Raw genomic sequence first — 11,698 nt, 5'->3', positions numbered from 1 at the left:
GTGCCTACTCGGGTTGGGCGGCCTTGATGCGAGCATCAAAGCCAAATTCTTCGCGCGCCACTATCTGGATGCGTTTAAACTCGGGGTGGCGGCTGTTGAGGATAAAGTTAGCCTCCTGCGGAATAATAGACGAGGGTACCCGCAGCACCGCCGACTTCCGTTGCGTGTACCACGCCGCCCCCAGGGGCTGGCACACGGCGTAGCGACTGGCCTTCTCCCACGCCGCCGGCAACTGGCCTAGCGTGATTTCTTCCACCAGCAAGTCGTCGGGCACGTCAATCACTAGCACCCGAAATTGGTCGTTGAGGCCTTCGCCGCTCCGGTGCACCACGTTTTCCAGGCAAGCCAGGGCGCGGGATGAGGCCGTGTAAATCACGAACTGGTTCTGGTAGTTCCACCGCCCCCGGTAGCCAGAGGCAAACAGGTCGTCGGCGTACTTAGCCAGGCAAATGCGGTACACTAACATACCGCTACGACAAGTCGCCGTAAGCAATGCGGGTCAGCTCCTCGGCTACCAGATCAATGCCGCCGCTGGTTTCGAGCAGGCGTAGGGGCACTTCCTGGTCGAGGCCGTGGGCGGGCTTGTCCAGCCAGCGCAGAAAAGCCGCCGCGTCGCCGAACACCTCCAGGCCTAGGTTATAGAGGCTGATGATCTTGAGCGTCTTCTCGCTGCTGGCAGCGCTAAGCGTTTTCTTTTCCTGGGAGTAGGTCCGCAGAGTTTTCGTCGATAACTCGTAGATGGCCTCCAGCTCATTAGCCTGCAGCTGAAATGCCTCGGCTACTTCAAAGGCCGTGGCGGCGGGTACCCCCTTGCGAGCTTCCATCACCAGGGCAAACGCATCCTGCCCCGCTTGCCCCCAGGCCGCCCATTTCTTGCGGAGCGAAGCTGGTACAGTAGCGGTAATTTTGGAGTGATGAGCAGGGGCAGCCATAGGTGTGGTGGTTTGACAGATCGAACTTAGGGAAATTTTTCCATTTAACGTGGAATTTTTTCCTTTGGTTCTTTTCAGGGGCTCAGCCCCAAGCTTCCGCTTGCTTATCTATGCTTACACAAGCCATTTCAGGCAGATAAACCCTACAAACAGGCCTAGTAAAATAAGGCAGCCTATCCGCTTGAACTTATCCTGCTTACCAAGTTTGCGGCTATAGGCATCAGCAACGTCCTCGGGCAGGAAGTAGCCACGCCAGGAGTTTTCCGGCTCTGATAGTACCCACACTTCCTGGCAGCTCTCACATTGATAATACTGTCTCTGCTCGCATGCGGCTTCGCTGCTAGGCCTATGCACCGGACAAAGCGGCTTGCTCAGCAACTCCTCTCTAAAAGCATCAAAGTCCTGCCACGTGCGGAAACGATAAACACCTCCTAGAAAGCAGTTCTCACACATTTATTTTCGACGAGGTTTGAACATCCTCCGCATTAGCCAGACTGCCGCGTACAGGAAAAAGGAATAAAAGCCAAGCCCCAGCAAACCAGAAACTAAGCTATGGTCGTTTGGATATGCAATCCATAAGGCTATCATACCTACTAGGGTAGTCCCTAACCAGTACCACTTTATGTGCGAACTCCAACTCATATTGGTCGACAGTAGAAATACTTCATCAAGCAGAAGCTAAATGAAGTATAATGCTTACGGACGAGTGGTGTAATTTGTAACGGCGTGCTACATTCCCACCACCGCGTGCAGGGGCACGGGGTGCAGAATCAGCCACACCAATTCCCGCAGAATCTCGCCGTCGGTCATGGAGCCGCTGTCGATGCCTTTGCTTTGGGCGTCGGCGCGGCGGATGAGGTGCACGATGTCGCGGGTGCGCGGGAAGTCGAATACTTTCAGACCGCTCTGGTAGTCGCGGCGGGCGTAGGTGCTCACTAGGCCTATGCGCTTCCAGTCGGCCTCGGTGGGGTTAGGCATCTGGTGCAGGGCCAGCAGCCGCGAGAAGTAGTTGAACAGCAGCGTCAGGTTCGGGATGAGCGGGTTGTTCTTGGGGTTGGCCTCGAAGTAGAGCAGAATGCGGTTGGCCTTGAGCACGTCGCGGCGAATGAGGGCGCTCTGCAGCTCAAAGATGTTGTACTCCTTGCTGATGCCCACCATGCGCTGCACTAGGTCCTCATCAATGGCCTGGCCCGGCAGCAGGTTGATGAGCATCTTGTCCACCTCATTGGTCAGGCGGCCCAACTCGGCGCCGATGTACTCGGCCAGCATGTTAGTGGCCTGGGGCGTAATCTGCTGGCCTTTGCTGCGCACGTAGTTCGTGAGCCAGGGCGCCACTTGGTTGTCGTAGAGCTTCTTGCTGGTGAGCAGCACCGTGCCGGCCGGGGCCGGAGTGTTCTTGTCGCCGGTGAGGAGCTTGCCGAGCTTTTTGCGGGCATCTAGCGTCTTGTGCTTGTAGCAAAACACCAGCACTGTGCTCTGCAGCGGGTTCTTCAGGTAAGCCTCCAGAAATGGCCACGACTTCTCCGCCTCCAGATCGGCTACGGCCTGGGCCTCTTTCACAATCACCACCGAGCGCTCCGCCATCATCGGGAAGCGCTTGGCCTGACCTAGGATGCCCGTTACGTCAGTGTCCTTGCCGTAGAGCACCACCTGGTTGAAGCCCTTCTCGTGCTCCTGCAGCACGTTTTTCTCTAGTAGGTCGGCTACCAGATCAATATAGTACGGCTCCTCCCCTTGCAGAAAGTACACGGGCGCAAACTGCCGTTGCTGGAGTTGCTTGAGAATCTCGTCGGCGGTGAGGGTCACGCGGTGAATGAGTGAGTAAGTGAATGAGTGAAGTGGGAGGCTGGGGGCGCTAGGCCTATTCTTCCGATGATTTTCACTCTGGAAAAGCAAAGGTACTGCTACCTTTGCCGAGTTGTTATGGGCTCCAGTCGGTTTCTCTAGTAGTCACGGCGGAGCAGCCCGGCGGCCCGGCTTAATCTGCTGGTCCCACCTTACTCATTTACTCACTCACCCATTCACTCAGTGGATTTAATAGAAGAACTGCGCTGGCGGGGCATGTTTCACGACATGATGCCCGGTACTGATGAGCATTTACGCCAAAACGCCCCCATCATCGGCTACATCGGCTTCGACCCCACGGCACCGTCCCTGCACATCGGCAACCTAGCCACCATTATGCTGCTCGTGCACCTGCAGCGCGCCGGCCACCGCCCTTTGGCGCTGGTAGGCGGCGCCACCGGCATGATTGGTGACCCCTCGGGCAAATCAGCCGAGCGCAACCTGCTGGATGAAGAGGCCCTGCGCCGTAACCAGGCCGGCATTCGGGCTCAGCTAGAGAAATTCCTCGACTTCTCGGAGGGGCCTACGGGCGCCAAAGTGGTTAACAACTATGACTGGTTCAAGGAATTCGGCTTCCTGCAGTTCCTGCGCGAGGTAGGCAAGCACCTCACCGTAAACTACATGATGGCCAAAGACTCGGTAAAGCGCCGCATCAGCGGTAACGAGGAAACCGGCGCAGAGGGCATCAGCTACACTGAGTTCAGCTACCAGCTCCTGCAGGGCTACGACTTCTTCCACCTCTACAAAGAGCTGGGTACCACCCTGCAAATGGGCGCTTCTGACCAGTGGGGCAACATTACCACCGGCACCGAGCTCATCCGCCGCATGAGCGGTGGCGAGGGCAAAGCCTACGCCCTTACCGGCCAACTCATCACCAAGGCCGATGGCACCAAGTACGGCAAGAGCGAAACCGGCACCGTGTGGCTTGACCCCACCATGACCTCGCCCTACCAGTTCTACCAGTTCTTCCTGCGCGCTGAAGACGCCGATGCTCCCCGCCTGATCCGCGTATTCACGCTGCTAGGCCAGGCGGAGATTGAAGCCCTGGAGGCCGAGCACGCCCAGGCGCCCCACTTACGCGTGCTGCAGAAGGCCCTGGCCAAGGACGTAACCATTCGGGTGCACTCGGAGGAGGCCTACGAAACGGCGCTGGCCGCGTCTCAGGTGCTGTTCGGGGGTGGCGACCTAGCTACGCTCGACGAGGCTACCCTGCTGGATGTGTTTGCCGGCGTACCGCACGTAGAAGTGAACCGCACGGAGCTAGCCGACCTCGACGCCCTGACGCTGCTGAGCACGACCACTAACGGCGCCATCTTCGCCAGCAAGGGCGAGGCCCGCAAAATGGTGCAGAACAACGGCGTGAAGATCAACCGCCAGAAAGTCGCCCTCGACCAGTCAGCCACGGCTGTGCCTGCCCTGCTCGATAAGTACCTGGTGGCCCAAAAGGGCAAGAGCTACTTCCTCATTAAGCTGGTATAGCTGTAACCGGCACTAAAATGAAAGCGGCCCTGCTGATACTCAGCAGGGCCGCTTTTGTGTTTACAGCTAGCAGGGAGGCTAGGCAACCCGCGCGGCGCCGTAATTACTTTTTCTTGGCAGGAGCAGCCTTCTTGGCAGCAGCAGGAGCAGCGGCTTTCTTAGCGGGAGCTGCTTTAGCCTCACCAGCACCAGCAGCGCTGTTCTTGGCGTTCTGAACTTCCGTGCGGATAGTCTGCGCCATGTTCTTCAGTTCCTGCATGCCTTTGCGCACGCGGGTGCCAGCAGCCGAGTTATTCTTGTCGTAGAACTTTTCGAAGTCAGCTTCCAGCGACATTACGAGGTCCTTCAGTTGGCTAAAATTGCTCATTTGGGAGGGGTTGTGTGGTGTGGAAAAAATTGATTAACCGGCCCTAATATACTGGGATTTCAAATACAAGCAACTGCGCAAGTTTTTTTCTAAACCGCCCTCACAAGCTTGTATAAGGGTTTTTTGCTTTAGTCCTCCAACGCACAACCCCATCATTACGTTACTCCAACTCCGAAAAGTACCAAAAATAAAAGCCAGACACCCGGGGGCATCTGGCTTTTGCACTTAGCGAAGTGAGAAAGTGGCCTAGAGGCCTGCGGGCACTTCTGCTTTTGAATAGAGACCCTTGTCGAGCTTCTCCGCTACGGCCTCGAAAGCTTTGATGGTAACGGCCACGTCGTCGAGGGAGTGGGCGGCTGTGGGGATCAAACGGAGCATAATCACGCCCTTCGGCACTACCGGATATACCACGATAGAGCAGAAAATACCGTGATTCTCACGTAGATCGAAGGTTATTTGGGTTGCGTCGGGGATTTGACCCTGCAGCAACACCGGCGTTACGGGCGAAGTGGTGGTGCCGATGTTAAAGCCTTTTTCGCGTAGGCCAGTCTGCAGCGCCCGCACCACGGTCCAGAGGTTTTCCTTCAGTTCAGGACGGGTGCGCAGCAGCTCCAAACGCTTCAAAGCACCCACTACAAGCGGCATGGGCAGGCTTTTGGCGAAAATCTGGCTGCGCATGTTGTAGCGCAAATATTCAATTACGTTCTCAGGGCCTGCTACGAAGGCACCAATGCTGGCCATGCTCTTCGCGAAGGTTGAAAAATAAAGGTCAATGCCGTCTTGTATTCCCTGTTCTTCGCCCGTTCCGGCGCCCGTAGTGCCCATTGTGCCGAAGCCGTGGGCGTCGTCAACGAACAAACGGAACTCGTATTTCTCCTTCAGCGCAATCACGCCGCGCAGGTCGCCTTGGTTGCCCGACATCCCGAACACGCCCTCGGTAATCACGAGGATGCCGCCGCCGGTTTCGTCAATGATGCGCTTAGCCCGCTCCAGCTGCTTCTCCAGGCTGGCCATGTCGTTGTGGGTATACACAAAGCGCTTACCCTGGTGCAGGCGCACGCCATCAATGATGCAGGCGTGCGACTCGGCGTCGTACACAATCACATCGTGGCGGCCCACCATGGCATCAATAATTGATACCACGCCTTGGTAACCGAAGTTGAGCAGCATGCAGTCGGGCTTCTGCACAAACTCGGCCAGCTCATTCTCCAGTTGCTCGTGTAAGTTCGAGTTGCCCGACATCATGCGGGCGCCCATGGGCAGGGCCATACCGTACTCAGCGGCTCCATCAGCATCGGCCTTGCGCACCTCGGGGTGGTTGGCCAGGCCTAGGTAGTTATTCAGGCTCCAGGTGAGTACCTCTTTGCCGCGAAAAATCATGCGGGGCTTGATTTCACCTTCAAGCTTGGGGAACGTGAAATAGCCGTGAGCGTAGTGCGAATGGCTGCCCAGGGGGCCGCGGTTCGCGGCAATCTTTTCGAAAAGATCCACGAGGGAACAGATTTAATGTGAATGAAAGCGGGTAGTTACGTAGTGGGAGTAACGCCCGAGGAATGTACAAAGTTATGGCAATCCGCAAAGGTAGCCCCTGGCGGGCAGGCATCCAACCGGCAAAAGGGGCCTGGGAAATCGGTTTTCGGTTTTTTGGAGCCACCAGAATGGCGTTTCTTTGAGCTCCCGAATGAGCAGCTTTTGGCCCTAGGCCAGTCGCTACTCGTTCGCACCTTGCCTTCTCTCCCACCCTCTGCCTTACAATATGAAGAAAATCACCAAGCTGCTCGTCGCCAACCGCGGAGAAATTGCGCTGCGCGTGCTCCGCTCGGCCCGCGAAATGGGCCTGAAAACGGTAGCCATCTACAGCGAAGCCGACCGCAACGCCCTGCATGTGCGCTACGCCGACGAGGCCGTGTGCGTGGGCCCGCCCGCCTCTAAAGACAGCTACCTGCGCGGCGACAAGATCTTGGAAGTGTGCCGCCAGCTGGGCGTTGATGCCATTCACCCCGGCTACGGCTTCCTGAGCGAAAACGCCGAGTTTGCCCGCATGGTGAAAGAGGCCGGTCTGATCTTCGTGGGCCCCTCCCCAGAGGCCATGGAAATCATGGGCGACAAGCTCTCAGCCAAGCAGGCCGTACAGGCCTACAACATTCCCTTAGTACCCGGCACAGCCGAAGCCATTTCTGACGTAGAAGAGGCCAAGCGCATTGCGGCTTCTGTGGGCTTTCCTATCCTGATAAAAGCATCCGCGGGAGGCGGCGGCAAGGGTATGCGCATCGTCAACTCCGAAGCGGAGTTTGAGGAGCAGATGCAGCTGGCCATCAACGAAGCCACCTCAGCCTTCGGCGACGGTTCGGTGTTCATCGAGAAGTTCGTGACGGGGCCGCGCCACATCGAGATTCAAGTATTAGGTGATGAGCACGGCAACATTGTGCACCTATTTGAGCGGGAGTGCTCCATTCAGCGCCGCCACCAGAAAGTAATTGAAGAGGCCCCCTCCTCGGTGCTCACGCCCGAGCTGCGCGCCGAAATGGGTCGTTGCGCCGTAGATGTGGCCCGCGCCTGCAACTACACCGGCGCCGGCACCGTGGAGTTCCTGCTCGATGATCAGCGTAACTTCTACTTCCTGGAGATGAATACCCGCCTGCAGGTTGAGCATCCCGTCACGGAGCAGATTACTGGCCTAGACCTGGTGAAGGAGCAGATCAAAGTAGCCCAGGGCCAGCCCCTCGCCTTCGCCCAGGACGACCTCCAGATTCAGGGCCACGCCCTGGAGCTGCGCGTGTACGCCGAAGATCCGCAGAACAACTTCCTGCCCGACATCGGAACCCTCACCACCTACGTGCGGCCCCAGGGCCCCGGCGTGCGGGTAGATGATGGCTTCGAGCAAGGCATGGAGATTCCGATCTACTACGACCCCATGATTGCCAAGCTCGTAACCTTCGGGGCTACCCGCCAGGAGGCCATCGAGCGGATGCTGCGGGCCATCGACGAGTACCAGATTACCGGCATCGAAACCACCTTGGGCTTCGGTCGCTACGTGCTGCAGCACCCCGCCTTCGTAAGCGGCAACTTCGACACCAACTTTATCCGCGACCATTTCCCTGCCGGTGCCCTGCAACCCGCCGCCCCGGATGAAACCACCGCCAAGCTCGCCGCCGTGCTCACGGCCATGCTCCTGACGGATAAGAAACCCGCTGCTGCCACCACTGCTGAAACTCCGGCTTCTACCAGCTCGGCCTGGAAGCGGAACCGAATAGGCGTAAGGTAAGACGAAAGATTACCTCACAAAAAACAAGGCCGGCTATAATGCCGGCCTTGTTTTTATGGCTAGATGCGGTATGCATTTACTCGACAACCAAACGTTGCTGTTGGCTGTACTCACCTGGGCTGTCTACTGATACCATGTATAGACCTGCTCTACATCCACGTAAGGGAATTGCTACTTCTTTGGCCGAACTGAATACTTGTTGCCATACTAAGCGGCCAGTAGCATCTATCAACTTCACACGCAGTCCGTCCTGTGGAGTTACAGAAGCTAACTTGATGACAGCATATTTACTTGCCGGGTTTGGATATACCATGAATCCTTTGCTAGCAGATGCTTGCGTTGAAGTAACAGTTACGCTACTACCCAATTTTGCAACCCAAAAATCACTAGCGCCTTTACTTGCCTGTGATTTACTGCCGGAAATAGGAGACGTTGAAGTACCACCTAATACAATGCTTCCATCGGCCAGCTGTTGAATGCTGTTTAGCCGGTCTTCGCCACTACCTCCCACAGTACGGTCCCATACTTTACGGCCTTGAGCATCTAGTTTTACTACCCAGTAATCGCCTGCGCCTAAGTTTGCTTCTGTTTTGTCGCCAGAAATACCTGAGGTTGACGGCCCTCCAATTAAGTATCCTCCGTCAAGAGTCAGGCTTAAAGCATAGCCAACCTCACTTCCACTTCCGCCAACAGAACGGTCCCACTGTTTGACCCCATTAGCATCCACCTTGACTACCCAGATATCTTGGCCTCCTTTACTGGGCTCGGTCTTGTCAATTGACACTCCAGAAGTGGACTCACCGCATAGAATATATCCGCCATCGGTGGTTTGTCTAACTCTCCGCAATGGGTTTGAACCAGTTGTTCCGTATGCTTGCTCCCATTGCTTGTGTCCTTGCGCATCCAACTTCACAATCCAAAAGTCACGGGTACCTTTTAATTGCTGGCTCTTATTGCCTGACTCGTTTGATAGCGACTGACCGGCTACAATATATCCGCCATCGGTAGTCTGCAGTACTTCTGACAGCCATTCTGTTCGGTTACCGCCATAGGTACGGTCCCACTGTTTATTTCCCTGCGCATCTAGCTTGAGGACCCAATAGTCAGGATCAGAACTAAAGTACGGATCAGCAAGGGAAGGCTCAGACTTGTCATCAGACACGCCCGAGGCTGAATAGCCACCTACAACGAATCCTCCATCAGCGGTTAACTGCATACTACGGAATGTATCGTGTCCATTTCCACCGTAAGTACGGTCCCATTGCTTATTACCTTGAGCATCAATTTTAATAACCCAGTAATCACTATAGCCCTTATTAGGTTGGCTTTTATCACCAGATTTTCCGGAGTAAGATGTTCCGCCCAATAGGTACCCCCCATCGTTTGTTTGTAGTACGCTCCAGAGCTCATCTTCTAATGAGCCTCCAAAGGCACGTTCCCACTGCTTTGCACCATCGGCCGCTAGCTTAACAACCCAGAAGTCGGAAGAGGTACCTTGGTTAGCTTGGCTACGGTCACCGGATATGCTGGAATGGGATGCTCCGCCTACAATTAAGCCACCATCAATTGTTGATTGGATAGCATTCAGCTCCTCGATTTGCACACCACCCAATGTACGTTCCCATCGTACTTCTGGCGCTTGTGCTATAGCGTCAAAATGACCAATAAAACAGGTTAGTAATAGACTTAGGCCATAAGCCTTGCATGCTTTTGTGGTAAAGTTTTCTGTCATGAATCTGACTTATAAGTAAAACAAAAAATAGAAGCCAAATGCTAAAGTAGCATTTGGCTTAGCACACTTCTTTAAGGAAGCTCAAATCAGCTCTGTTATTTCCCGCACACCCAAGGGCCGTTCGCGGGTGAAGCCTTCCCCGAATTCTACGCCAATTAGGTGACCGAACTCGCGGGCGCGGGCTTCCATAAAGTTGCTGAAGACCGGCGTTGAAAGGTAAGTGGTGGGCTCGGTGCTTTCGGGGTCATGGAACTGGGTGCGGTAGGCCTGGATGCTTTCCCATTTCTTCGGCCAGTGGGCCGTAATGTCCACCACGAAGTCGGCGGGAATCTGGCGGTCCTGGATGTAGTGGAACACTAGGCGTGGGCGCCAGGGCTCTTGGGGCTGCCCATCGTGGCCTAGCGTTTCAATCATGCGGAGGCCGCTGAGAAAGCATGACTCCGAGGCTAGCTGAGCGCCCCGGCCGTGGTCGGGGTGCCGGTCATGGATGGCGTTGCAGAGCACGATGTCGGGCTGGTAGCGGCGCAGGGCGGCAATAAGGGGCAACTGGTGCTCCCGGTCGTTGCGGAAGAAACCATCGGGCAGGCCCAGGTTTTCGCGCACCGACAGGCCTAGAATGCGGCTGGCGGCTTCGGCTTCGGCGGCGCGGGTGGCGGGTGTACCGCGGGTACCCAGTTCCCCCCGGGTAAAATCAACGATGCCTATTTTCTTGCCCGCAGCGGCAGCGGCTAGCAGCGTGCCAGCGCAAGACATTTCTACATCGTCGGGGTGGGCGCCAAAGGCCAGAATATCAAGTTTCATACGTACTAAGCAGATTCCAAGAGTGCTGTTCACTGCCTCAGTCTTAATGGCGGCTAGGCCACTTCCAGACGAAAGCCGAGCGGAACAAGGCGCAAAAGTACACGCTTCGTAGCAAGCCCGCCCACCATGGCGGCGAAACACAAGGCCACGCGAACCAGTTACACGTTCCGTTGCATAGGCTACGGCTTGCTTTACTGGCCTAGCCTATACTTTTCAACGGTTTACACCTGACCTATTTCCCGCATCCTATGGAATACAGACAACTAGGCGCCTCGGGCCTGCGCATCCCGGTATTAAGCTTCGGCACGGCCACCTTTGGCGGAGGCAACGAATTTTTCAAGGCCTGGGGCAGCACCCAGGTAGAGGAAGCACGCCACCTGATTGACATTTGCCTAGAAGCGGGCGTCAACTTCTTCGACACCGCTAATGGCTACTCCCAGGGCATGGCCGAAGAAATTCTGGGCAAAGCCTTAGAAGGCCGCCGGCAAGACGTTCTCATCTCCACCAAAGCCACCTTCCCCACCGGCGATGGACCAAACGACTACGGCTCCTCCCGCCTGCACCTGACCAAAGCCTGCGAAGACAGCCTGCGTCGTCTCGGCACCGACTACATCGACGTGTACCACATGCACGGTTTCGACTCCCACACGCCTGTGGAGGAAACCCTGCGCACCCTCGATAATCTGGTGCAGAGCGGGAAAGTGCGCTACATTGCCTGCTCCAACTTCTCCGGTTGGCACCTGATGAAATCCTTGTCGGTGTCGGAGCGCTACGGGTGGGCGCGCTACGTAGGCCACCAAGCCTATTACTCACTAGCAAACCGGGAATTTGAATGGGAGTTGATGCCCCTGGGCCTCGACCAGGGCGTAGGCACACTGGTCTGGAGTCCTCTATCGGCGGGCCTACTCAGCGGCAAGATTCGCCGGGGCCAGCCCGTGCCCGCTGAAAGCCGCTTGGCTCAGGGTGGCGGCCAAGGCCCCAAAGTGCCAGATGAGCTGCTCTACAACATCATTGATGCTCTAGACGAGGTAGCGGCCGAAACTGAGAAGAGCGTGGCGCAGGTGGCTTTAAACTGGCTGCTGCAGCGCCCCACGGTGGTGAACCTAGTAATCGGGGCCCGCAATGAGGAGCAGCTCCGCCAGAACCTGGCTGCCGTGGGCTGGAATCTCACCCCGGAGCAAGTAGCCAAGCTAGATGCAGCCAGCGCCACTGAGCCCATCTACCCCTACTGGCACCAACGCAACTTCCCTATGCTACAGAAGAACATTCTCTAGCCT

9 protein-coding genes and 1 pseudogene are annotated in these 11,698 nt (G+C 56.3%); 3 read left to right on the top strand and 7 right to left on the bottom strand.

What is annotated here, in order from left to right; all coding sequences use genetic code 11:
* Nucleotides 1–4 precede the first annotated feature (4 nt).
* From EU556_RS21010 to holA, 3 genes are all read right to left on the bottom strand, one after another.
* Complete coding sequence (locus EU556_RS21010) at nt 5–466, bottom strand: RES family NAD+ phosphorylase (protein WP_135436118.1); 462 nt, start codon at nt 464–466, stop codon at nt 5–7.
* Nucleotides 467–470: 4 nt separating this feature from the next.
* A complete protein-coding gene (gene parS, locus EU556_RS21005) occupies nt 471–932 on the bottom strand; it encodes a type II RES/Xre toxin-antitoxin system antitoxin (protein ID WP_135436117.1) in 462 nt (153 codons plus the stop codon).
* 729 nt (nt 933–1,661) lie between these two features.
* Nucleotides 1,662–2,738 (bottom strand): DNA polymerase III subunit delta, encoded by a 1,077-nt coding sequence (gene holA / locus EU556_RS21000; RefSeq protein ID WP_135436116.1) that lies wholly within the window; start codon nt 2,736–2,738, stop codon nt 1,662–1,664.
* A gap of 222 nt (nt 2,739–2,960) precedes the next feature.
* Between holA and tyrS the strand changes: the two genes are divergently transcribed.
* The gene (tyrS, locus tag EU556_RS20995; RefSeq protein ID WP_135436115.1) at nt 2,961–4,256 is read left to right on the top strand and encodes a tyrosine--tRNA ligase; all 1,296 of its coding nucleotides are present in this window, start codon (nt 2,961–2,963) and stop codon (nt 4,254–4,256) included.
* Between the two features lie 196 nt (nt 4,257–4,452).
* Here the strand turns inward: tyrS and EU556_RS26775 are convergent.
* Nucleotides 4,453–4,623, bottom strand: a pseudogene (locus EU556_RS26775) (histone H1); the annotation flags it as partial.
* A 246-nt stretch (nt 4,624–4,869) separates the two neighbouring features.
* Nucleotides 4,870–6,114, bottom strand: coding sequence for an aminotransferase class I/II-fold pyridoxal phosphate-dependent enzyme (locus tag EU556_RS20985; protein ID WP_135436113.1), 1,245 nt, complete (start codon nt 6,112–6,114; stop codon nt 4,870–4,872).
* A gap of 265 nt (nt 6,115–6,379) precedes the next feature.
* Here EU556_RS20985 and accC point away from each other — a divergent pair, with 265 nt between their 5' ends.
* Nucleotides 6,380–7,888, top strand: coding sequence for an acetyl-CoA carboxylase biotin carboxylase subunit (gene accC / locus EU556_RS20980; protein WP_135436112.1), 1,509 nt, complete (start codon nt 6,380–6,382; stop codon nt 7,886–7,888).
* 76 nt (nt 7,889–7,964) lie between these two features.
* Here the strand turns inward: accC and EU556_RS20975 are convergent, their stop codons facing one another.
* Complete coding sequence (locus EU556_RS20975; RefSeq protein ID WP_135436111.1) at nt 7,965–9,620, bottom strand: T9SS type A sorting domain-containing protein; 1,656 nt, start codon at nt 9,618–9,620, stop codon at nt 7,965–7,967.
* An 81-nt stretch (nt 9,621–9,701) separates the two neighbouring features.
* Complete coding sequence (gene bshB1 / locus EU556_RS20970) at nt 9,702–10,421, bottom strand: bacillithiol biosynthesis deacetylase BshB1 (protein ID WP_135436110.1); 720 nt, start codon at nt 10,419–10,421, stop codon at nt 9,702–9,704.
* 248 nt (nt 10,422–10,669) lie between these two features.
* On the opposite strand from bshB1, the gene EU556_RS20965 reads away from it, so the two are divergent.
* On the top strand, nt 10,670–11,695 hold the full coding sequence (locus tag EU556_RS20965) for an aldo/keto reductase (protein ID WP_135436109.1): 1,026 nt from the start codon (nt 10,670–10,672) through the stop codon (nt 11,693–11,695).
* Nucleotides 11,696–11,698 lie beyond the last annotated feature (3 nt).

The sequence above is a fragment of the Hymenobacter fodinae genome (genome assembly GCF_004745825.1).
Classification (GTDB): Bacteria; Bacteroidota; Bacteroidia; order Cytophagales; family Hymenobacteraceae; genus Hymenobacter; species Hymenobacter fodinae.
Note: the sequence above shows the minus strand (reverse complement) of the source record. Positions and strands in the feature narration are given on the sequence as shown.